Raw genomic sequence first — 22941 nt, 5'->3', positions numbered from 1 at the left:
TTTTACAAAAACAATCCCATCAAAACCTCATCTACGTATTCATCACCAATTTTAAACTGTTTTTTTCTTCTACCCTCTTCTTCAAAACCAAATTTCTTATAAAGGTGTATTGCTACTTCATTGGTACTAAAAACACTGAGGCAAAGTTTTTCATAGCCTTTGCTTTTTGCCCAATTAATAGCTTCCGTAAACAACTTTGTTCCGATTCCTATATTCCTAAATCGAGCGTCTATACTTATACCTATTTCTCCTACATGTTGTACTTTAGGAGACCTTCCTCCATAATAACGAAAGAGAGTAAGGCAGCCTACGATTTCACCACCGTAGTCTGCCACTAGGATCAAATCTTTGTTGCGGTCTAAATTTTTAATAAGCTGTTTTTCTTCCTCCTCAGACCAATTAAATGTCTCTGACACCATATACAATTTTTCTCTTCCAACACTGTTTAAAAGCTTTATTATCCCCCTCGCATCTTTTACCTTAGCCTCTCTTATAACCAGTTGAGACTCTTTTTTGGGCCTTTTAAACAAAGATAACATACAAATCCCCCTAGAGGTTAACTCTTTAATAACTTAAGTCTTTCCTCTATGTTTTTAAGCATCGTAGTATATTTTTCTAATTTCTCTCTTTCAGCACTGACTACTTTTTCTGGCGCTTTTTTAACGAAATTTTCATTATTTAAAAGCCCTTGTGCTCTTTCAATTTCGCTTATCACTTTTTGTCTTTCTTCATTAAGCCTCTTTATCTCTTCTTCTAAGTCTATTAAATCTTCAAGTGGAAGTACCACCAATCCTCCTTCTATTGCTCCACTCAAAGCTTTATGAGGAATTTTACTTTTATCTGTTTCAATTACAACTTCGCTAGCACCTGCAAGTTTCATTATATAATTTGTACCCACTTCAAACATCTTTACATAATTTTCATTTTCAACAGTCACAATAACTTTTGCTTTTTTAGAAGGGGAAACATTTGCTTCTGCTCTTAAATTTCTAATGGTCCTAATAGCTTCCATTATAATCTCAGCATTTTTCGCTTCTTCAGTGAAATCCAGTTCTTCTTTGTATTTCGGCCATTCAGCAATCATTATGCTCTCGCCCTCATGAGGTAAATTCTGCCATATTTCTTCAGTTATAAAAGGCATAAAGGGGTGCAAAAGCCTCAAAGTATTATCAAGCACATATCTTAAAACAGACTTTGTAACCTTTTTAGCTTCAAGGTTATCACTGTATAACACAGGTTTACTAAGTTCTATATACCAATCGCAAAATTCGCTCCACACAAAGTCATAAAGTTTTGTCGCAGCTATTCCTAACTCAAATTTTTCTAAATTCTCTGTCACTTCTTTTACTATATTGTTATACCTTGTCAAAATCCACTTATCAGCAATAGTTAACCCCTCTGTATAAAGATTAGTATCATTATCAGTTAAATTCAGCAACACATATCTTGAAGCGTTCCACAATTTATTTGCAAAGTTTCTGCTGAGTTCAACTTTATCTTGACTAAACCTCATATCGTTTCCTGGAGCATTTCCTATGACTAATGTAAACCTTAAAGTGTCTGCTCCATACTTTTCAATAACCTCTAACGGGTCTATTCCATTGCCAAGAGATTTGCTCATTTTTCTACCTTGAGCATCCCTGACTAAACCATGTATCAAAACATGCTTAAATGGTACTTCTTTCATAAATTCCAAACTCATAAAAATCATTCTTGCAACCCAGAAGAAAATTATGTCATATCCCGTAACAAGTACATCTGTCGGATAGAAATATCTTAAATCTTCTGTTTCTTCTGGCCAACCCATAGTAGAGAAAGGCCAAAGTGCAGAACTAAACCAAGTATCTAATACATCTTCGTCTTGATGTATGTTGGTACTTCCACAAGCTTCACATTTTTCCGGGTCTTTACGCGATACAGTTATATGACCACAGTCATCACAATACCAGGCAGGAATTCTGTGTCCCCACCATAATTGCCTTGAAATACACCAATCCTTTATGTTTTCTAACCAATTAATGTATATTTTTTCAAACCGTTCTGGCACAAACTTAATTTTTCCTTCTTTTACAACTTCTAAAGCAGGTTTCGCTAAAGGCTCCATCTTTACAAACCACTGCTTGGAAAGTAGAGGTTCAACTACCGTATCGCACCTGTAACAATGTCCCACATTGTGAACGTGGTCTTCAACTTTTAGAAGTAGTCCGAGATTTTTGAGGTCTTCTACTATCTTTTCTCTCGCCTCATACCTATCAAGACCTTTATATTTTCCTCCATTTTCATTGATTATCGCATTCTCATTCATTATGTTGATAAATGGAAGATTGTGTCTTGTCCCCATCTCAAAGTCATTTGGATCGTGAGCAGGCGTCACTTTAACAGCACCAGTTCCAAATGAAGGATCAACGTAGCTGTCAGCAATTACAGGTATCTCCCTTCCTACAAGTGGCAGTATCAAAGTCTTACCTACCACATCCTTATACCTTTCATCATCAGGATTTACAGCAACTGCTACATCCCCCAGCATCGTCTCTGGCCTTGTAGTAGCTATAACTACATATCCATCTTCACCTTTTATGGGGTATTTGATGTACCACAAATGCCCTTTTTGCTCTTTATGTTCCACTTCCGCATCAGATAAAGCAGTGTTGCAGTCTGGGCACCAATTTATTATCCTATCACCTCTGTATATGAGCCCTTTTTCATAGAGTGAAACAAAAACTTCTCTTACCGCCCTTGAACATACTTCATCCATAGTAAAGCGTGTCCTTGTCCAATCACAAGAAGAACCCAACTTTTTTAATTGGCTTAAAATACGGTTTTCGTATTTGTCCTTCCATGCCCATGCCCTTTTCAAAAACTCTTCTCTTCCTATTTCTTTCTTTGTAAGCCCCGTTTCTTCTCTTATCGTGTCTAAAACTTTTATCTCCGTCGCAATGCTGGCATGGTCTGAGCCAGGTATCCACAAAACTGCATAACCCTGCATTCTTTTCCATCTTATCAATATGTCCTGCAAAGTATTGTCAAGTGCATGTCCCATATGTAATTGCCCTGTTATGTTTGGAGGCGGTATAACAATGGTAAATGGCTGTTTTTCAGGGTCTATTTTAGGAGTAAAATATCCTTTTTCCATCCAAAAAGCATAAATTCTATCTTCAAATTCCTTTGGATTGTAGGTTTTAGCTATCTCTTTCATGCCTTACACTCCCTCCGTAAAATTTTAAAACCCTTTCACCCACAAAGGGCGAAAGGGCATTTCGCGGTACCACCTTTATTTATCACTCAAGCTATAACGGGCAGACCCGTTTAAACCTACTCAACTTCGGTTTACAGGCTCCAGAGCTACCTTCAGTGTACCCTTGGCGGGAATCCTTTCAGCCCATGGGATATCCCTCTCTTTAGCCAGTATACCCTTACTCCTCTCTTTCATAGCCTCATATTCTATTTGATATATAATATATATAAAATCTCACCAATTGTCAACAGCCAATTTCCATAAGTCTGTGTCAAGATTTTGTAGGTAAAAAATTTTTATAACTGACCTCACCGTTAAAAATCTAGGAGTTTAAAATTAGTAGTTTATATATATTGCTAATTATGTTAAATTATTACTTCAACAAATCATAAATATCCGCTTTCTTTTTTGCTTTTTTAATGTAAAATATATACTAGAATTGTTTACTCCTCAAATACCTACTGCTAATCCATTTGCTCGTGTTAATTCCTTTAAAACGTATTTTATCCATGGCTTGCTCGCAACTGGACCTTTCAGTATCGGTAATGAAACTCTTAACCATTCTTCTATGTCTTCTTCCGCGTATTTTCTTTTTTTCTCCTGCTTTGTCGGCTGCATTATCTTTTTTATTTCTTCTTGTTTTAAATGCCACTGCATTGTATAGTCTTCTAATCTGCCATTCGCTTTTTCTGATAATATCCTACTCATCCTGTCTCCACCTTCTTCTGTCCACCTAGCTCCAAGCCGTTTCATACGTCTTGCTATGTTATGCTGAACTTGGCCTTCTATGGCTCCTAATCTTTCCGCTCCTTCAGAACCTTTTTGTCATTTCTCAAATTAATTCAGCCCAAAACCGATAAAATTTTTCAGATTAAATAATCTTGTGATAAAATTAATGCTAAAGGAATTTGATAAATTTTTTTCAGATTCCTTTAGCATTAGTTTTAATTGGAGAGGTTACTTATGCAAATAGTTTTCCATGTTGATAACATTGAAGAATATTTACATAAAGGTAAAGATTACAATTTCCCTGCCCCACCAGATAGATGTCCTTATCCCGATTGCAAGTGTAGAGTAAAACTAAAAAAGCACGGGTTTTATTACCGCTATTATTTAGACGGACTTAACTGTGTAAAAATAGCCATAAGAAGATATATATGCCCTGTGTGCAAAAGGACTCTTTCCTACCTTCCTGATTTCTGTATTCCTCATTTTCAGTATTCTTTCAATATGATTGTAAAGTCTTTAAAAGAGACACTTCTCAGAGAAAAAACTCTCAGTTCTTTCATAAGTGACTTAAAAAGAAACTTCCCTACCATACTATTTTCAAGACAGCATATATATTTTTACACCAAAAGGATAATGAATAATTTAAGTTTTATCATATACGGATTAAGGCAAATAAACCCTTACATAAAGTTATCTAAGACTGACTCACAAAGAGAGAGGGCCAGAGAGATTTTGGACATAATAAGCATTGTACCACTCTTCTCCCAACGGTTTTATGCTCATTGCCAAAAATCATTTCTGGCCTCTCTCACATAATTTTAGCATTAAACCTGAAAGATTTAAATAAAAATTTTGATTTTTTCTTAGCAACATAACTTTTTCCTTTAATGTCCCCCAGGTATGAGCTAAAATTACGATTAAGAAATCAAAAAAGTGAAGGGGGAACATATAAATGCTTGATGAAAAAGCAAGAGAAGCTATAGCATTAAAGAGATTTTCACTGATAAGTCCGGTGCTAAACGGACAGGTAAAAAATCAGAAAGAATATTTTGATGCTCTTTCCGATAAACCTATTGAGATACCTTATCTTGGAATGAGAAGATATACTCCCAAGACACTTAGAGGGTGGCTATATCAGTATTTAAGAGGCGGTATAGAAGCGTTAAAGCCGGGTTATCGAAGCGACAGAGGCAAATACAGAAAGATAGACTTTGAACTTTCAGAGAGAATAAAGCAAAAGAAGCTTGAACATCCTGAAATGCCAAACAAACTTCTTTATGAGACATTGATAGGAGAAGGAATAATATCACCGGATAAAGTATCCCTTTCGACATTCTATAGGTTTTTGAAAAACATTCCTGTAAAATCTTTAGATAAAGAAAAAGAGGGTAAAACAAAGAGGTTTTCCCATGAATTCATCAATGAACTGTGGCAGACTGATGTCATGTATGGGCCATATATTAAAGAAGGTAAAACAAAGAGACAAACGTACCTTATTGCATATATAGATGATGCTTCCAGGCTGTGTACCTATGCTCACTTTTACTATACCCAGAATTTTTTAGCTTTAAGAGACTCATTTAAAGAAGCAGTGCTAAGAAGGGGAATACCCAAAATGCTCTACACTGACAATGGAAAGATATATAGAAGCACTCAATTGGAGTATATCTGTGCCTCACTAGGTACATCTCTTATTCATGCTGAGCCCTTTTCACCTCATTCAAAAGGAAAAATAGAAAGATTCTTTCATACGGTGAGAATGAGATTTTTAAGCACAATAGATCCTACATCCATAAAGAGTATAGATGAGCTCAATATGATGTTTTTTAAATGGCTGGAGGATGATTACAACCGAAAAGAACACAGCAGTATTGGCATGAGTCCTTTAGATTTTTTCATGTCTCAAATATCAAGGGTAAATATGTGTAAAGACATAGATATGTTGAATGAATGTTTTCTCATAAGAGTAAATCGTAAAGTAAACAAAGATGCTACACTTAAAGTGGAAAATATACTTTATGAAACAGAAGAAAAGTTTAAAGGTATGCGCTTAGAAGTCAGATATGACCCGCAGTGGCTTAAGGATAATACACCTCTTCTACTTTTTCATGAAGGCAAAAAAGTGGGGGAAGCGTATAAGGTAAATTTTCATGATAATGCTAAAATTCCCATAGGATACACCCAAAACAAAAATGCTGTAAGTAGAAATGAAGAGTTAGTTGATTTTATTAAACACACAGTGATATCCTTTAACGATATCATTGATTAAAAAAGAGCATTCCTGTAATGAATAAAAAATAAGGAAGAATGAACTTTGAAAAAATAAGTACCTCCTGATAAAATACAGAGTGTAAGTTCTAGAACTTACCTCGAATTATCAAAATAAACAGGAGGTACCTAAAATGAAGTATACACAAAATGAAAAGATTTTGCAAGTAACAGAAGACACATTAATTGCGGGAGTAGACATAGCAAAAGAAAGCCATTATGCCAGAGCATTTGACTACAGAGGAGTAGAATATGGGAAATACCTAAGATTTGAAAACAATAGAGAAGGTATGACAAAATTTTTTAGATGGGCAAAAGAGTTGATGGAGAGACATAAGAAAAACAAACTAATAGTAGGGATAGAACCGACAGGGCAATATTGGCTATGTTTTGCCCAATACCTTAAAGACAATAACATAAAGGTAGTATTGGTTAATCCATTTCATGTAAAGAGGAGCAAAGAATTAGATGACAATTCTCCCACAAAAAGCGATAAAAAAGACCCAAAAACAATAGCAATGCTAGTAAAAGATGGGAGATATGTAGAGCCGACAATACCTGAAGGAGTATATGCAGAATTAAGGGTAGCGATGGACATAAAAGACAGGTTGAACAAACAAATAGGGATGACAAAAAATCAAATAACAAGATGGATGGACATATACTTTCCGGAGTTTAACACCGTATTTTCAGACTGGGAAGGGAAAGCAGCACTTATCACATTAAGAGAATTTCCAACGCCTGAGAAGATAGCAAAAAAGAGTGCTGAAGAAATAATATCGATATGGAAGAAAGAAGTACAAAGAGGGGTAGGAGAAAAAAGGGCTATAAAGCTGATAGAAACTGCTAAGGAGAGCATAGGGAAGAAGCAGGGCATAAAGATGGCGGAATACGAGATAAAGACTCTCATTGAACAATACGAATTTCTCAAAAAACAAATTGAAGAAATAGAGAAGAAGATAGAAGAATTAATAGTTGAGATACCAGGGGTTAAAGAACTACTAGAAATCAAAGGGATAGGAGTAAATACAGTAGCAGGTTTTATTGCAGAAGTAGGAGATATTGAGAAATATGAACATCCAAAACAGATACAAAAACTAGGAGGATTAAACCTAGTAGAGAATAGCTCTGGTAAACATAAAGGAGAAACGACAATAAGTAAAAGAGGGAGGAAGCGATTGAGGAGAGTACTATTTAATGCAGTAATGGCCTTGGTTGCAAAAAACGAAGAGTTTCGTGAACTACACAAATATTACACTACCAGAGCGCAAAACCCGCTAAAAAAGAAGCAATCACTAATAGTATTGTGCAACAAACTGATAAGGGTATTTTATGTCATATTAAAAAAAGGAGTAAAATATGACCCAATCAAGATGATGAAGGACATAAAGAGGCCAGCCTTACAGGAAGCTGCATAAAAAGTGCTAACATACTATCAAATCAATTAAGGGTTAATCATCTTCTCTTCAGCTTTAAATTACTCACATCTAAAAAGCTGACCCTTAAGAAGAATTAATTTTTAGGGAAAACGAAAGTGTGAACGACGTGACATAAAAGGTAAAGTAAGGAATAAAACAAAAACAACTAGTCAAGATGGTATATTGACAACAAGAGCGGGAATTGTCATACAAGAATAATCACCATACGGGCAAAGACCCTGCAATGGAGCAGAAATGACATCCACCTCATGGCAGGTAGAACGAAGGAATTAAGGACTAAGATCCAGTAAGACATGGGAGGGTAAACCCCATGAGATAAGTGGAGCTATCCCGCCATAATATGGAAATAGGATATGAGGTTTATTAAACTTACCTATTTAATGGTTAGATAAGTAAGAAATGATAATATAAGCCATGAGATGCTCTTGTTGTGATGAGAAAATTAAAGAAAAACTAAGATATTAAGAGAAAATAAAAGATAATAGAGGGAGGTGTTTACAATGTTTACCCAATATTTTGGAATGAAATTTAATCCATTTTCTAAAGAGATAAGTGTAAACGACCTTTACATAAGTGAAGACATTGCTGAATTAAATGCCAGGCTAAAATATTTACAAGAAACAAGGGGTATAGGACTTATCGTTGGGGAGGCCGGTTCAGGCAAATCTACCGCATTAAGAAGATATGCTGAAAGCCTCAACCGTTCTACATTTAAACCATGTTACTTTGCTCTATCTACACTCACAGTGAGAGAATTCTATCAAGCATTGGCTATGATTTTAGGCGAAACACCCTCATACAAAAAAGTAACGCTCTTTCACCAGATACAAAGAGCGATAACAGAACTTTACTATAGCCAGAAGATAACTCCTGTCATAATATTAGATGAAATACAACTGGTTTCTAATGATGTTCTTGAAGATTTGAGAATAATATTTAACTTTAATATGGATTCTCAAAACCCGTATATATTGATACTTTCAGGACAACCACACATAAGAAACAAACTAGCCTTGAATGTAAACAGTGCACTAAGGCAAAGAATTTCTATAAAGTATGTGATGCAAGGGCTAAAAAAAGAAGAAATTCAAGATTATATAAAAACAAGAATGAAAATAGCCGGAGTGGTGGATGATATATTTACACCATCAGCATATGAAGCAATATATTCTCTAACAAAAGGGCTCCCAAGGATAATAAATAACCTGGTAACAGCTTCTCTTCTCTATGCGTATTCTAAAAGGCTAAGAGAAATAGATGAAGAAGTAATATACCAGGCACAAAATGAAATCAGTTTGTGAGAGTAGTAGCTTTCGCTACTCTCATTTTTTATTATACATCAATTAATTCAAATTGCCAATAACAGATATTAACATATTTTGGCGGTAATGCTCTTAAAAAGTGAAAAAAATTTTTAATCAGGCTGTGATAATTTGAGAAAAAATACTTTTATGCACTTAAAAAATGCCATTATAATTTGAAAATCTTTGGAGATTTAATTTGAGAATTGACATGAAGGCACTTTTGTTGATTTTATCATCAATATAGTTGAAGGTGTTTGAGCAGATACTTGTTTTCCAGTATTCAGCTATTCCGATTATCATTGTATTAATCTTCTCTATTTGTATGGCTTTATCTATATCTTCGGGTATTTCTTTTAATTTGTGGATTTCTTTACTGATTTCCTTGATTTGTTTCTTGACTTTTTCAGGATCTGGGTATGATTTTCCTATTAATTTATTTGGTTTCGGGTCATTGGGAGTTTTTCTTTTATAATCTGCTTTTATTAGAAAGCCTAGAAATTTAATAGGTTTCTGTGTTATATCTGTAATTACTGTTTTATCTTCAGATAATTCAAGTTTAAGTTTGTATCTGAAGTATTTTTTAAGGTATTTTAGTAGCCTCTGCGCTTCTTTTTCTGTTGTGGTCATTATCACCCAATCATCTGCATATCTTATTAGGTATTTGGGCTGTATTCCACTTCTTTTGAGTCTTTCTCTGTCTTTTTCTATTTTCTTACATTTTTGTTCTGGTTGTTGATACATTTTTCCAATCGTCCAGTCAAAGTTATTGAGGTAGATATTTGCAAGTATTGGCGATATTATAGCTCCTTGAGGAGTACCTAGCTCGGTTAAATGGTGTAGGTCATTTTCAATGTAGCCTGCTTTGAGCATTTGCTTGATTAGAGCCAGGATTCTTTTGTCGTGTATTCCTATTCTATAGCACTTTTGCAGTAGTATTCGGTGGTTTATGTTATCAAAACAGCCTCTGATGTCTCCTTCAATTACATATTTAGGGATATCATTTTTAGCTGAGTTTATATAATTTATTATTTGCACTATGGCATGTTTGGTTGCTCTGTAAGGGCGAAATCCGTAGCTGTGTGGATAAAATTTTGCTTCTACTATTGGTTCAATTATTATTCTTATACATTCTTGTGTTATTCTGTCAAGCATTGTGGGGATACCTAATGGTCTCATTTTACCGTTTGATTTTGGTATATAGATTCTTCTGACTGGTTTATGGTGATAGTTTTTTGCTGTTTTGATAACTAATTCGATCAGTTCTTCGTACGGCAGTTGTAGATAGTAGTCAATGTTTTGTTCGTCGATACCAGAAGTTTTTGCTCCTTTGTTACTTTTGATATTGTGTATTGCTGTAACAATCGTTACTGGGTTGAATGCTAATTCCCATAGTCCATGGAAACTTCTGCCTTCTTTACTTTTTGCATATATAAAATCTAGCTTTTCTTTGAGTTGCGTTTCATTTTCCACCTTGCCGTTTATATACATGAGACATCACTCCTTTCTCATGGTACGTTACCCATATTTCAGGGACTTACCAAGGTGGTTTGGGAATTATTACAGAGCTAATCGTCTGGTGTCCTTCGTTCTGTACTGTTTATGTTACAGTACGTCATTACTACTATGACACCTCCGACTTCCTGTATGTTTCATTATGCTGCTACATTCCACATACAGGCTCTCCCACGTTCCGACTCACCTATCCTTTATCGTCCTTTAGGAGGGCACTCTACTCCGGGGAATTTACACCGGCGTTTGAGCTATAGTTGTTCACCGGCTATCATGAGTCATTTCAGGCTCATGCAAATGCAGTAATCAATGAGTACTGCATTTGATTCCCATCGTCTCCGCTTTTCAGCGGCAAAAGCTAACGGAGCTTCAGGCGTGCCTTTCTTGCGTCTCCATGGGACTGGATGCCCGCCCCTATACTCATCCATGCCACACAATGGTTTAGGATTTTCAGGGTACGTCTTCACCTGGCTTCGTACATCAGCATATAGCAGTATGTTGATGCATGCAGGAGTATTAGCACTCGTGCCATCTCAGGCTTTGACATGCCTTCATTGATGTCAGCTCTGCACGGCTGGAGGGGTTTCGCCTCCAGAATTCGGTGAGTCAGTTATCATGCCATTATTGGCATGTCGGCTTTTCCTTCATCTTGTCAGGATAAAGTTATAGCCGAACGTGGCGCACCATTGAATGCTTTTACAGTTTCAATCCCGTTTAATGATTCTACAAGATAAGATGTTAGTTTTGCGTTATTTTCCATCATTGTTCTATTTATGCTTTTTAAAGAATTGTTAAATACCCAGACAATAATAGCATATAAAACAACAGGAATAAGAGTTATACCAAATAACATATGATTTTGACTGTATAATATAGCACCACCTACTATAACCATTAATGTATCTATCATTATGGTAAGCGTCGCTCCTGATATAGCCTCCCTTATTCTTGCCGCATCATTAAAACGAGATATTATTTCTCCTACTTTCCGCGTATCAAAGAAATTCATAGGCAATTCAATGACATGGTTGTAGTATCCAAGCATCAATGGTATATCAATGTTTTGGCTTAAATATAGAAGTAACTGCGTTCTAAAGGCGTTTAATAAAACTTTAAAAATATATAATACAATAATTCCTATTGAGAGCATATTAAGAGTTTTAACTAATCCATTTGGAAGTATAGAATCCATTAAGAATTTAAAATAAAATGAGCCTATAATTCCTAAGACAGTAAATATTAGGGATACAAAAAATATGTGTACTATCAGTCTTTTTTGAGGTTTTAATAATGCAAAGAATCTTGAAAATAGTCCTTGCGTCTCATCACCCTTTTTAAATTGAACCGTTGGCACCATAAGAATGAGTACGCCTGTCCATATTTTAAAAAATTCTTCAGGAGTATATCTTACGATTCCCTTTGCAGGGTCAGCAATAATTAATTCTTTTTTTGTTATCTTATGTATTACCACATAATGAAGTAATCTCCCGTCAATAATCACATGGGCTATTGCAGGAAGCGGAAATTCATTAAAAATATCTTCGGGTTTGTTTGCTCTAACTCCTTTAGCTGTAAAACCAAGTTTTTCTGCTGCTTTTATTAACCCATATGCACTTGTGCCCTGTTTATCTGTTCCTGCAGCTTCTCTTATTTTCGATATTGGTATTTTTAATCCATACTGTTTCGATATCGTCGCAAGACAAGCAGCACCACAATCTTTTATGTCATGTTGTTTAATGCATACATAGCGCTTAAATATGTTCATAATATCTCACCTTTTACTCTTCTATTTAGCTTAATTAGTAAACCTGTCTTGTTATTTTTTCTTTTTTTAGGAAACTTTATATAATTCATAATTTTTGATGTTGCAAATCCTAAATACTTGTTACTAATCATATCTACTATATACCTTTACCTTAACTTTTAAATAATGTGGTGAAAGTATATACTTTCACCACATTATTGCAGACTGTAGACAAACTTTCGTAAAGGAGATATTTTGCATAAGGAGCGACTTGTTACAAAGCGGCCCGGCACTCAAGTAAGTATGCTTGTCTTTTCTATTTTTGCTTTATAAACTTTCTTACTTGAGTGCCGGGAAACTTAGCAAGACCGAGGGTGGAGGCAGGGCCGAAGCCAAGGAGGGCGGAGGCGGGCACCTTAAGGCATGGATGCCACCTGACGTAGGTACCCTGCCGGAGCCCAAAGGTCGAGCTTTAGTTTTGTCGCTTTGGAACATCGGAGCGACGATGCAAAATATCTCCTTTGAATATTTTTTAACTTTGTCAACAAACTGAAATAATGTGGTGAAAGTATATACTTTCACCACATTATTGTGCTTTCCCAACTAACTGTGCTATTAAAACATCTAGTGTAGCATATAATATACAAATTTTCCTACTATTTCTCCTATTTTTATTCCGATTAATACTACAAGAGCAACTATTATAAATAACAAAGAAACCTTAATTACAGGAAAATTATTTAATTTTTCCATCAAAAAATTGACACCATCCATTTATTTTACCTCCATAATTTCTATTGGTTCTGTCAAGGGCCAGCGCTAGCTGGGACAAAGCCTTTACCCTTGACAGGTGCTACCTTTCTATTTTCTATCTGCTCTTTCTGCTTCTTTATATCCTACATAAGCTCCTATACCTAAGCCTATCACAAAAGCTCCCCCTACTATAATACCTGCTATAACTACAGGAGCTATTCCACCGTTAATATCATACAATTCATTTTCAGAAATTTCATTAAACCCAACAACATTCATTAATTCCATTTTTTATTATACCTCCTCTCACTTTTATTATAGCTTAAATCATGGATGTGTAGCATAATAAATAGCTTTTCCTACATATTCACCAATTTGAATTCCTAGATAAACTACTCCTCCTACTGCTGCTACTGCCCCAGCCACTGCAAGAATTGGCAAAGCACCTCCATTTATTTCTTGAAGTTCTTGCTCAGATGTTATATCTTGTAATCCTCTTTCAGAAAAATTACCTAAATCAAAATTTCTATTTTTGATTACAACTTCCATCTTTTCCCTTCCTTTCTTTTGTAATTCAAATCGGCCGATTTTCATCTATTTTAACCTGCCATCCATGGCAAATTTTTCATCACTTACGATATATGTAAGAAACTCGCTTTTCTTTCTTGATTTTTCCTAAACTTATATCCATTTCTATATCCTACCTTAAATTTAGCATAAAATTTTTTTCGTTGTCTACTACATTTTTATGTAGTTTTTACGTCCTTTAATCTAAACTAAAGAAAATGTAGGGTTATTGTTTATTTTCCTTCCAGACAATGTACTTACTATTCCTAACTATTATAGGAATTACTCTATTTTCCATATATTTTAATGCGAAAATAGATTTTCATCCATGGTTGTGCTTTGTTAAGCATGGTTAGTTAACATTAAATTTTATCAGGAAAAAGAGAAATCTCCATATATTCTTTGTAAAAAATTTTCGCTTAATTTAGCCCTCAAATGGCTCTATTTGGGTATTTTATAAATTCACTTGCCGAATTCAAGTTTTAATTATATAGACTTAACTTTTTTATTTTGACTTTTTTTGCCTCCAATAAAAATTGTATACAATTCTATACACAATACCTATACTTAACCCAACTAATATTGACACTATCAATCGTGAATAAAAATTCATATTTTCTGTTAACAAAGCTGAAACTAGCCCAACAATCATACCAAAAATAAAAGAATTTGTATAACTTAAATTTTTCATAGTATTTTATTCCCCTTTTTAACTTATTTTTTATTATCCCTTTAATAATATCAAAAATTAAAATTACAATAATAATTTAATGTATCTTAAACAAAATAAAAAATTTTCTCTCATAATCTTATTTATAAATATCCTAAACAAAACAAGAAAAAATTTAAGCAAGAATCTTTGAGTAAAAACTTACATATTTTTCAACTAACATTTTTAATTTATTTAATGATAACTCCATGTAGTGAGAATTTAACGTAATTACCCTCATACTTATTCTCACTACATGGAGTTTTTTAATATAATTAAAATAACATAGTTATGGATATATTTAGTTTTAACAAAATTTTATAAGCAAAGCTTCAATATATCATGAAAAAGTATGTTGGCCATGGGTTTTTAACATAATATTTAACTCCACCAGCAACTGCACCCCCTATTCCTGATACCAATGCTTTTTCTATATTACCAGTTGCTATAGCACCAGCTGCTCCACCTAGAAACCCACCAACTACCTCATTATATAAACCTTTCCAATCAACAGGATATGCAGCAAGCATTGGTCCACCGCCGTCAACAACCATCAAATCTTCTTCTGTCAATTCCATAAATTTATTCATTGGTATTACAGCCTCCATCTACTTTCCTCCTTTCTCTTGTAATTCAAATCGGCCGATTTTCATCTATTTTAACCTGCCATGCATGGCAAATTTTTTATCACTTACGATATATGTAAGAAACTCGCTTTTCTTTCTTGATTTTTCCTAAACTCACATCCATTTCTATATCCTGCCTTTAATTTAGCATAAAATTTTTTTCGTTGTCTACTACATTTTTCTGTAGTTTTCACGTTCTTTAATCAAAACTACAGAAAAATGCAACTAGAGCTGATTTCCTCAACAACACTGGCTAGCTTTCATTTTTATGCATTTATATCACCTTCTAAGTTTTTACTCTATAGACTTGTGCAAAATTCAGAAGCCTTAATTTAAGCCATTCTACAGACATACTTTTTTCCTATCACTCTTGAATTTTTTATCTTTTATGTAGGATTTCCCCTCCCATTTGTCGAATTATTATATATACACTATAAAAAATTTTTTAAGAAGGAGGAAATTCTACATGTACCAGCTTCAATTGCTTTTAAATATACCTGAACTCTTTACCTCTCAGTCTAAAATTGATTTCTATTCTTCTATGTTTGAAAATCTTGACCTGTCTTCAATACCTGAATTCCCTTCCTCTAGTCCTGGCCGTAAGGGTTATTCTCACCATGCACTTTTTAGAGCTTTTATTGTCATGAAAGCTGAAAGATTCGGCACAATTTCTGACCTTTTAGATTATCTCCGCAATAATCTTATCATTGCTCATCTTTGTGGCTTCGACATTTCTAAACCTCTTCCTTCTTATTGGACTTTTCGCCGTTTTATTAATGACTTCTCTCATGATTATTTGACCTCTATTTTTCAAAATCAGGTCAATATCCTCAAAAATATGGGTATTATCTCCGGTGAGTTTATTTCCATGGATTCTACCCCTATTAAAGCTAACACTAAGTTAAATAACCCTAAGTCTTTTTCTAAAAATAAATTCTCTAAAGATAATCAGCCTAAGTCAGATAAGGATTGTAAATTAGGCGTTTATTCTGCTTCTAACGATTCTTCTAATAAACGCTATAAGTTTTATTGGGGCTATAAAAATCACATTATTGTTGATGCTATCTCTGGTTTACCCATCGCTGAAACTACTACCCCCGCTGATGCCCCTGATTTTGAAGCCGCTTTATCTTTGCTTGAGAAGACTAATAAGTGGTTTAACCTTAAGTATGTTAATTTTATTGCTGATAAAGGCTATGATGTTAAGAAACTTTATAATTATGTTAGAAATATTCTCCACGGTCATTGCTTTATTCCTCTTAACAAGCGTAATTCTAAAAATCCCCCTCTGACTGATGATGGTTATATGGTCTGTGAAGCGGGTATTAAAATGCTTAAAGATGGCAAGCAATATTTTGATGGTTTTATTAAGCAAAAATTTGTTTGCAAGTTCTGTAATTCTAAGGATGATTCTGCCTGCCCTATAAATCATCCTAAATATTTTAATGGCAAAAAGCATAGAGGCTGTACTAAGTATGCTATTATATCTTCTGATTATAGGTCCTCTATTAATAGAGACTCCCTATATTTTAAGGCCGTCTACAAATTGAGAATTGAATCAGAAAGATATAATTCCCGCTTTAAAGCTCTGGATTTTGAAAAGGCTTATGTTAGAAATATTAATTCTGTGAGCAACCTTAATACTTTTGGCCATATTACTTTGCTTACTGTCGCTATTGTAGCTATTAAATTGGGCAAATATGATGAGTTTAGATCTCTTGTTGCTTTGATGCAATCGGCCTAATTTTTATTGAATCTATTTCATGCCATTTTTTAACATTTGACTTCTACAGGATATTTATGCCCTTTTTTAGCTCCTCTTTTTGTCTTTTCTTTTCCCTTACCACTTCCTTTATGTTTGATTGTCAGTGTTGATTACTATATATTGTATGTAATACATATTTTGGTTTTTGATTATGATTATTTTAATTAATTTTGCACATCCCTATATATTTACGCAAAACTTATGAGAAAGTTTTAGAATTTTCTCATAAGTTTTGCGTTGTATTTTTATCTTTCTTCCGTTAAAATAATTTGCTGTACAGACATAAATGTTGGCCATAAAGTCCCTGGAGGTAAAGTATATTGTACAAAACTAAGTCTTTATCAAGTAATGCTGTTATAGTTAAAAATCCTTCTCCTAACAAGACAACATCCGTCATTAACTCAAACTAAAGAAAATGTAATAAATACAATTTACTCTATTAAACCCATTCGAATTGCTTTAGCAATTGCCTCTCTTGTACTCCGAACATCCAATTTTTTGAAAATATTTCTTTTATGATAATTTACGGTATTTATGCTTATTCCAAGTTCTTTTGCAATTACGATATCTTTGTATCCTTTCGTAACTAATTTTAGAACTTTTAGCTGTTCTTCTTTAAGCTTAACTCTACTATTCTTTGCTTTATTTCCAAACATCCTTATATAGTCACTAACAATCTTATACGCCAATAATTCCACAATCACCACCATTTCATCAACCATACTATCTTTTATTGTTGATAAATCTAAATATCCTATTATCTCATCATCAATAATAAGAGGTATAGCAATGCAATACCACTCTTTAAAAATATTGCAATAATGTTGTTCAGGTTTTAAATAAACTAGTTGGTTCAGTCTCATCGCTAATGAAATAGCATTTGTACCACAGCTCTCTTCCTTAAAAGAAGTTCCTATTTTAAATCCTGATTTATCAAGATTATTATAGATTTTCTTTTCATATACCATTTCCAAAAGGTACCCATCAGTATCGGTCAATAAAAACACGTATCTCTCTTTGAGTTGCTTGAAAATACTATTAACGTTTTTTCTAAAAACATCTATGAGTTCGTTATTTTCTCTTATTTTTAACCGCAACTCCTCCTCTTCTAAAAATATCAAAGGAGTATCTAGAGACTGTTTAAGTCCCATTTCTAAACATCTTTTATGAGAATAAAGCACTTCATTAAATATTAACTTTTTCATATATCATCACCTCATTAATTATCACTCCCTGTATTTTTATGGATTTTACAAGTGCCTTAACAACTTTACCATTTTTGGGGCTTAAAGCAAAATTTAACATACTTTTCGCCCATTTTTTATATTATATCACTTAATTTATAAAATTTGTTGATTTTGGAACGAAAGTGTCGATTTTGGGAACGAAAATGCATTTTTCACCTAATATTTCCCAATTTATATCGAGTTCTCGGACTGTGTAAAAACAATCAGATTAAATTTGCATAAGTATGATATAATGATAATAAGAAGATGTTTTAAATCGAGGTGTAAAAAATGTTAAAATTTCATGTTAAGGCAATTACGATGGACGTAGAAGGAAATTTCTCTGTCCTATTGACAGATGAAGAGGAAAAGAAAGTTTTACCTATAGTTATAGGTCCACTGGAAGCTCAAAACATAGCTATCCCTCTTCAGGGAATTACACCGCCTCGCCCTTTAACCCCCGACCTTTTAAAATCTGTTATTGAAGAACTTGGAGGAAAACCTGAAAAAGTTGTAATTACTGATTTAAAAGATGACACTTATTATGCAGAGCTTTATATAAAACAAGGGGATAGAGTTATAAAATTAGACTCAAGACCCAGTGATGCGATAGCTTTGGCAATGCGAACTGATATACCAATTTTCATAAATATTCGTTTAGCGGAATTCACTTATGATATGGCAGATTTAAAATTTGATGATAGAGATAGTTAAAATTCTACTGGCCCTCTTAAAAATTTAAGAGGGTTACTTTTTTAAAGAATTGTTAACCATTATGTAAAAATAGTTGACAATTCTTTTTAAAAAAAATATAATAATTGTTGTAATAATACAATGAGGAGGAAAAATATGATAAAAACTAAAGACATGATTTTAGCTTCTCTTTTTGCTGCTATTACTTTTATAATGGGTTTTGTAAAAATCCCCTTACCTTTTTCTCCAGTACCTATCACAGGACAAACTTTTGCAGTAATGTTAGCTGGAGGTCTATTAAATCCTACATCAGCATTTTTGAGCCTTTTTATTTTTGACCTTTTAGGTGCAATTGGAATACCTGTCTTTTCTGGACTTACAGGAGGTTTAAATGTTTTAGTAGGACCTACAGGAGGATATATTTTAAGTTGGCCCTTTGCAGCTTTTTTAATTTCTTTGACTTTAAAAAATAAAAAAGCAAATTTTATTAATATTTTTATAAGCTATCTCTTATTTGCAATAATTTTTGTTTATATTTTAGGAGTAACTCAGCTCTCTTTTGTTACAGGAATACCATTTAAAAAAGCCATTTTAGCCGGGGCACTTCCTTTTATACCTGGCGACTTAATCAAAGCATTTATCGCTTCCTATCTCACTTTAAAATTAAAACCTGTTATAAAATCTAATGAAAAAAGGCAAGGTTGAACTTAACTAAACTATGATAATAGATAGGCTACACAGTATTTTGTGTATGCTCTATCTATTATTTTTATACATAAGTAAATATTAATATATATTGAATAATTGTAGTATATTTAGTATACTTGGTATATTAATATTTTTGCATAGGAGGTGTTCCCTTGAGAGTGGAGGAAATAGTTATACTAGGAGGACAGAAGCGATACTTGCTTGTTGATGATGACGGTGAGCCAGTAGAGTCAGTGTATAGGTTTTTAAAATTTAAAGATAATGCTGGAAAAGCAAGGAACACTCTTCGTGCATACTGTTATCATTTGAAGGAGTTTTTTGAGTTTCTTCAACAAAAAGACAGAGATTATCGTGATATAAGCATAGACGATATGGCAGAGTTCATGAGATGGCTACAAACACCACATAGGAATGTAAAAGTATCATCAATAAAGCCTTCGCAAGATGTTTTACAAGCAAATACTGTTAATGCCTACATATCAAGTGTTATTGAGTTTTATGACTATCTAATGAAGATTGATGATTATTCTATACAATTATCTCAAAGGCTTAAAAAGCAGATACCAGGTTCTCGGAGAGAATTTAAGGATTTCTTATATCATATTAACAAGAACAGGGATTACAATACGAAAATTTTAAAGGTTAAAGTCCCAAAAAAACGCCCAAAAACCATTTCAAAAGAGAAAATCGCTATATTGATAGATGCTTGTTCTAATTTGAGGGACAAGTTCCTTATACAACTGCTCTGGGAAAGTGGATTCCGTATAGGTGAGTGTTTATCCTTATGGCTTGAGGATTTCATCATTGATGCAAGGAAGATTGACCTTAAAGACAGGGGTGAATTGCCTAACCTTGCTGATATTAAAACAGTTTGCAGTCCAAGAAGGATAGATGTATCTGCTGACCTAATGAACCTGTATATGGACTATGTTGCAGAGTATCACACTGATGAAGTAGATACAAACCATGTCTTTATTAAACTTTCAGGAAAAAACAAGTATCAACCTATGGAATATCCTGATGTGGCTTCACTATTTAAAAGGTTACGTGAAAAAACGGGCATATATGTAACTCCCCATATGTTTCGTCACAGTCATTTTGATACACTTCGGAAGCAAGGTTGGGGATTTGAAAAGATTAAGCAACGTGGCGGATGGTCGAATGTTCAAACACCTATGCAGATATATTCACATCCAGACGAAGAAGAAATGCGTAAAGACTGGGAACAGGCTGAAAAACGTATGAAGTTAAAAAATAAAACCAAGGAGAATGATAAAAAGTGAGTGTTGCATATCAAGTTAAACCAACAGTAGAAAAAAAGCAAGAAATTAGGAAGTTATTGAGTGGTTATTGGGGTAATGATGTTTGGGATATTAGAGATTCCTTTTTTGATGACTTACGCCCTGCAAAGTGGAGTTTATCCAATAAAACTATTGACTTTTCATCCTTTAGCTCTTCAATCAAAAATGAAGTTAAGTATATGTATGCTTACCGATTGCAGGAAAAGGAAATTAGGCTCATTACCGTTGTTGCATATGGTATTGCATTAAACCGTTTTGCTGAATTTCTTAATGAATATTATCCTCACATAGCCAGTATTGTAGATATTACATATGACAAGGCTCTGTTACAATGGCGTTCTTTTCTTGTTGACAAGGGTATGAGTATAAATGATGACGGAGAAATTTCAAATAAGCAATACGAGACGGTTTTTAACCAATTATATTCTTTCTTTACCAATCTTTATGATACTCGTGATGAATATGAAAAGGATATTTGGGATTGCCGAAAGATACCTGGAGCAAAGATAACAGAAAATAAATCTAATTATTACCTCAATTTTTCAGATATACCAGTAGAATTTCGAGAATTAGTTAAAAAATTTATAAAATTTAGAACAACCAACAATTCACAGGGACAATGCGAAGCAGACATTATGGCTCTACGCCTATTTACAAAATACATTCATGCTCAAGAGCCTACATGGAAAAACTTAACTATGCTGACACGAAAACATATGGAGAACTATTTATCCTGGTATAGAGAATATACAATTGGTTGGAAAAAAAGGCACATTGAATATCTAATTTCCTTACGAATCTTCCTTGATTATATTCAACGTGCTATGTATCCAGAAGCACCTGAATTACCATCTGTATGTTTATTATTCAAAGAGGATATTCCAAGAAAACCTCAAAAGCCCGAAAATGATATTAAATATATTCCTGAAAGAGTTCTTCAACAGTTGGAAGATAATCTGGAGCATTTAACACCTTCTGAATACATCCCAATTGTTTTTCTATTAAGAGCCAGTGGCTGGCGAATATCGGATATTCTTAATTTGCGTTATGATACTTGTTTAGACCGTACTTCCCAAGGTTGGTATCTTTGTGGAGATATTCTAAAAACACAGATTTTAAACCATCGTATACCAATTACCGATGAAGTCTATGCAGTTGTACAAGCAGTAGTTGATGAAGTCAAAGAAAAAAGTACAGATGACAACAATCCCAATCATCTATTGTTTGTCAGGTTTGATGGAAAAAGAAAAGGCCGTTGCCCTCAAGGATATTTAATACAACAGGCACTTAATCGTCTTTCTAAAAATCAAAATATTACTGATGACCAAGGTAATGTATTTCACTTTGGCAACCATGCTTTTCGCCATACCAAAGGAGTTGAATTAATCAATAACGGAATGAACATCTTGCATGTTCAGAAGTGGATGGCTCATGCTTCCCCTGAAATGACACTCTGTTATGCTAAAATTCTTGATACAACCATGCGCAAATCATGGGAAGAAGCAACAAAACAGGGGCTATTCAAGATTGACGAATCAGGTAAAATCAAAAAAATTAATATTTCTGACATACAGAATGAGGATGTAATTGAATGGGAGTACATCCGACACAATCTTGATGCTGTGAGAATGCCTCTTGGGTATTGCATGAAGCCTAAAAAGCAGGAATGTCATACACAATTAAATCCTTGCCTTACCTGTAGAAACCTTTGTACCACTCCAGATTTTATACCACAGTATGAACTTGAAATACAGGAGACAAAGGCCCTTATTGAACGTGGTAAAGCACAAGGACGTACTGTATGGGTTGAGAAGAATATGAGCCTTTTAAAGCGTTATGAAGAGATTTTAAAGGTACTAAAGGAAGGAAAGATACACCATAAAGCAGGTAAAAAAGGTCGTGAGTATATCGGGGAGGAAAGAAACAATGACAAGTGACCATAAGCGAAATACTGAAGGTCTTGCTAAAGCCAGAGAAAAGAAGTCGGAAGAATGTCAGGAAAGAGTTGATAAAGCCATACAGCAACTTTTGAAGGAAAAAGAGAAGATTAACTTTAATAGTGTTGCTGAAAGAGCCAATGTTTCAAAAAAATACCTTTATGATAACCATTATGACCGTATTGATACACTCCGAAAACAGCAAGAAGGACTACCTTCTCTAAAGCAAGTAAAACGGGAGATGACGGATGCAAGCAAAGATGTCCTTATCGCTGCAAAAAACAAGCGTATAAAAGAGTTAGAGAAAGAAGTCCAACGCTTAAAAGGCATTTTGGCACGTAGATATGGCGAAGATTACGATAAAGGTATTTAAGGTTCATTCGTATAATGCATCATGCACCCTATCTATTATTACAGTTTAGTTTTAC

Annotated in this window: 19 protein-coding genes, 1 pseudogene and 1 other annotated feature; of the genes and pseudogenes, 10 read left to right on the top strand and 10 right to left on the bottom strand. The window is 33.9% G+C overall.

Features of this window, described 5'->3' with window-relative positions; translation table 11 throughout:
- Nucleotides 1–2: 2 nt before the first annotated feature.
- From EB239_RS06610 to EB239_RS06600, 3 genes and pseudogenes are all read right to left on the bottom strand, one after another.
- Complete coding sequence (locus tag EB239_RS06610; RefSeq protein ID WP_003870335.1) at nucleotides 3–539, bottom strand: GNAT family N-acetyltransferase; 537 nt, start codon at nucleotides 537–539, stop codon at nucleotides 3–5.
- A 17-nt stretch (nucleotides 540–556) separates the two neighbouring features.
- Entirely contained in the window at nucleotides 557–3196 is a 2640-nt protein-coding gene (locus EB239_RS06605; RefSeq protein ID WP_003870336.1) for a valine--tRNA ligase, read from the bottom strand.
- Between the two features lie 41 nt (nucleotides 3197–3237).
- Nucleotides 3238–3439, bottom strand: a binding site (T-box leader).
- 246 nt (nucleotides 3440–3685) lie between these two features.
- A pseudogene (locus EB239_RS06600) lies at nucleotides 3686–4051 on the bottom strand (ISLre2 family transposase); the annotation flags it as partial.
- A gap of 147 nt (nucleotides 4052–4198) precedes the next feature.
- On the opposite strand from EB239_RS06600, the gene EB239_RS06595 reads away from it, so the two are divergent.
- From EB239_RS06595 to EB239_RS06580, 4 genes are all read left to right on the top strand, one after another.
- Nucleotides 4199–4780 (top strand): DUF6431 domain-containing protein, encoded by a 582-nt coding sequence (locus EB239_RS06595; RefSeq protein ID WP_003871690.1) that lies wholly within the window; start codon nucleotides 4199–4201, stop codon nucleotides 4778–4780.
- 136 nt (nucleotides 4781–4916) lie between these two features.
- Nucleotides 4917–6233: a DDE-type integrase/transposase/recombinase gene (locus EB239_RS06590; RefSeq protein WP_129545117.1), complete on the top strand. Its 1317-nt coding sequence runs from the start codon at nucleotides 4917–4919 to the stop codon at nucleotides 6231–6233.
- A 133-nt stretch (nucleotides 6234–6366) separates the two neighbouring features.
- Nucleotides 6367–7650 (top strand): IS110 family RNA-guided transposase, encoded by a 1284-nt coding sequence (locus tag EB239_RS06585; protein ID WP_003869362.1) that lies wholly within the window; start codon nucleotides 6367–6369, stop codon nucleotides 7648–7650.
- 521 nt (nucleotides 7651–8171) lie between these two features.
- On the top strand, nucleotides 8172–8972 hold the full coding sequence (locus tag EB239_RS06580; RefSeq protein WP_129545116.1) for an ExeA family protein: 801 nt from the start codon (nucleotides 8172–8174) through the stop codon (nucleotides 8970–8972).
- A 156-nt stretch (nucleotides 8973–9128) separates the two neighbouring features.
- On the opposite strand, the gene ltrA is transcribed toward EB239_RS06580, so the two are convergent.
- The 6 genes from ltrA to EB239_RS06545 form a co-directional block, all read right to left on the bottom strand.
- Nucleotides 9129–10463, bottom strand: a complete 1335-nt coding sequence (gene ltrA / locus EB239_RS06575; RefSeq protein WP_003870876.1) for a group II intron reverse transcriptase/maturase — start codon at nucleotides 10461–10463, stop codon at nucleotides 9129–9131.
- A 673-nt stretch (nucleotides 10464–11136) separates the two neighbouring features.
- A complete protein-coding gene (locus EB239_RS06570; protein ID WP_003870877.1) occupies nucleotides 11137–12249 on the bottom strand; it encodes a peptidase domain-containing ABC transporter in 1113 nt (370 codons plus the stop codon).
- A 603-nt stretch (nucleotides 12250–12852) separates the two neighbouring features.
- Nucleotides 12853–13002 (bottom strand): hypothetical protein, encoded by a 150-nt coding sequence (locus tag EB239_RS14620; RefSeq protein WP_003870879.1) that lies wholly within the window; start codon nucleotides 13000–13002, stop codon nucleotides 12853–12855.
- A gap of 87 nt (nucleotides 13003–13089) precedes the next feature.
- Nucleotides 13090–13269, bottom strand: coding sequence for a class IIb bacteriocin, lactobin A/cerein 7B family (locus EB239_RS06560; RefSeq protein WP_003870880.1), 180 nt, complete (start codon nucleotides 13267–13269; stop codon nucleotides 13090–13092).
- A 39-nt stretch (nucleotides 13270–13308) separates the two neighbouring features.
- On the bottom strand, nucleotides 13309–13530 hold the full coding sequence (locus EB239_RS06555; RefSeq protein WP_208638268.1) for a class IIb bacteriocin, lactobin A/cerein 7B family: 222 nt from the start codon (nucleotides 13528–13530) through the stop codon (nucleotides 13309–13311).
- Between the two features lie 1059 nt (nucleotides 13531–14589).
- Nucleotides 14590–14865 (bottom strand): Blp family class II bacteriocin, encoded by a 276-nt coding sequence (locus EB239_RS06545; RefSeq protein WP_003870883.1) that lies wholly within the window; start codon nucleotides 14863–14865, stop codon nucleotides 14590–14592.
- A 484-nt stretch (nucleotides 14866–15349) separates the two neighbouring features.
- On the opposite strand from EB239_RS06545, the gene EB239_RS06540 reads away from it, so the two are divergent.
- Complete coding sequence (locus tag EB239_RS06540; protein WP_003869069.1) at nucleotides 15350–16627, top strand: transposase; 1278 nt, start codon at nucleotides 15350–15352, stop codon at nucleotides 16625–16627.
- Between the two features lie 452 nt (nucleotides 16628–17079).
- On the opposite strand, the gene EB239_RS06535 is transcribed toward EB239_RS06540, so the two are convergent.
- The gene (locus EB239_RS06535) at nucleotides 17080–17853 is read right to left on the bottom strand and encodes a LuxR C-terminal-related transcriptional regulator (RefSeq protein ID WP_003870884.1); all 774 of its coding nucleotides are present in this window, start codon (nucleotides 17851–17853) and stop codon (nucleotides 17080–17082) included.
- 312 nt (nucleotides 17854–18165) lie between these two features.
- On the opposite strand from EB239_RS06535, the gene EB239_RS06530 reads away from it, so the two are divergent.
- From EB239_RS06530 to EB239_RS14960, 5 genes are all read left to right on the top strand, one after another.
- On the top strand, nucleotides 18166–18588 hold the full coding sequence (locus EB239_RS06530) for a bifunctional nuclease family protein (protein WP_003870885.1): 423 nt from the start codon (nucleotides 18166–18168) through the stop codon (nucleotides 18586–18588).
- A 135-nt stretch (nucleotides 18589–18723) separates the two neighbouring features.
- Complete coding sequence (locus EB239_RS06525; protein WP_003870886.1) at nucleotides 18724–19272, top strand: biotin transporter BioY; 549 nt, start codon at nucleotides 18724–18726, stop codon at nucleotides 19270–19272.
- A 161-nt stretch (nucleotides 19273–19433) separates the two neighbouring features.
- On the top strand, nucleotides 19434–20558 hold the full coding sequence (locus tag EB239_RS06520) for a tyrosine-type recombinase/integrase (protein ID WP_318261371.1): 1125 nt from the start codon (nucleotides 19434–19436) through the stop codon (nucleotides 20556–20558).
- Entirely contained in the window at nucleotides 20555–22513 is a 1959-nt protein-coding gene (locus EB239_RS06515; protein WP_003870888.1) for a tyrosine-type recombinase/integrase, read from the top strand. The genes EB239_RS06520 and EB239_RS06515 overlap by 4 nt, the downstream gene beginning before the upstream one ends.
- On the top strand, nucleotides 22503–22886 hold the full coding sequence (locus tag EB239_RS14960) for a DUF6262 family protein (protein ID WP_003870889.1): 384 nt from the start codon (nucleotides 22503–22505) through the stop codon (nucleotides 22884–22886). The genes EB239_RS06515 and EB239_RS14960 overlap by 11 nt, the downstream gene beginning before the upstream one ends.
- The last annotated feature ends 55 nt before the right edge of the window (nucleotides 22887–22941 follow it).

The sequence above is a fragment of the Thermoanaerobacter ethanolicus JW 200 genome, from assembly GCF_003722315.1.
Taxonomy (GTDB): domain Bacteria; phylum Bacillota; class Thermoanaerobacteria; order Thermoanaerobacterales; family Thermoanaerobacteraceae; genus Thermoanaerobacter; species Thermoanaerobacter ethanolicus.
Note: the sequence above shows the minus strand (reverse complement) of the source record. Positions and strands in the feature narration are given on the sequence as shown.

Coding starts and splice junctions, on each gene's coding strand:
- EB239_RS06610 (WP_003870335.1), bottom strand. CDS start 539: ATGTTATCTTTGTTTAAAAGGCCCAAAAAAGAGTCTCAACTGGTTATA.
- EB239_RS06605 (WP_003870336.1), bottom strand. CDS start 3,196: ATGAAAGAGATAGCTAAAACCTACAATCCAAAGGAATTTGAAGATAGA.
- EB239_RS06595 (WP_003871690.1), top strand. CDS start 4,199: ATGCAAATAGTTTTCCATGTTGATAACATTGAAGAATATTTACATAAA.
- EB239_RS06590 (WP_129545117.1), top strand. CDS start 4,917: ATGCTTGATGAAAAAGCAAGAGAAGCTATAGCATTAAAGAGATTTTCA.
- EB239_RS06585 (WP_003869362.1), top strand. CDS start 6,367: ATGAAGTATACACAAAATGAAAAGATTTTGCAAGTAACAGAAGACACA.
- EB239_RS06580 (WP_129545116.1), top strand. CDS start 8,172: ATGTTTACCCAATATTTTGGAATGAAATTTAATCCATTTTCTAAAGAG.
- ltrA (WP_003870876.1), bottom strand. CDS start 10,463: ATGTATATAAACGGCAAGGTGGAAAATGAAACGCAACTCAAAGAAAAG.
- EB239_RS06570 (WP_003870877.1), bottom strand. CDS start 12,249: ATGAACATATTTAAGCGCTATGTATGCATTAAACAACATGACATAAAA.
- EB239_RS14620 (WP_003870879.1), bottom strand. CDS start 13,002: ATGGATGGTGTCAATTTTTTGATGGAAAAATTAAATAATTTTCCTGTA.
- EB239_RS06560 (WP_003870880.1), bottom strand. CDS start 13,269: ATGGAATTAATGAATGTTGTTGGGTTTAATGAAATTTCTGAAAATGAA.
- EB239_RS06555 (WP_208638268.1), bottom strand. CDS start 13,530: ATGGAAGTTGTAATCAAAAATAGAAATTTTGATTTAGGTAATTTTTCT.
- EB239_RS06545 (WP_003870883.1), bottom strand. CDS start 14,865: ATGGAGGCTGTAATACCAATGAATAAATTTATGGAATTGACAGAAGAA.
- EB239_RS06540 (WP_003869069.1), top strand. CDS start 15,350: ATGTACCAGCTTCAATTGCTTTTAAATATACCTGAACTCTTTACCTCT.
- EB239_RS06535 (WP_003870884.1), bottom strand. CDS start 17,853: ATGAAAAAGTTAATATTTAATGAAGTGCTTTATTCTCATAAAAGATGT.
- EB239_RS06530 (WP_003870885.1), top strand. CDS start 18,166: ATGTTAAAATTTCATGTTAAGGCAATTACGATGGACGTAGAAGGAAAT.
- EB239_RS06525 (WP_003870886.1), top strand. CDS start 18,724: ATGATAAAAACTAAAGACATGATTTTAGCTTCTCTTTTTGCTGCTATT.
- EB239_RS14960 (WP_003870889.1), top strand. CDS start 22,503: ATGACAAGTGACCATAAGCGAAATACTGAAGGTCTTGCTAAAGCCAGA.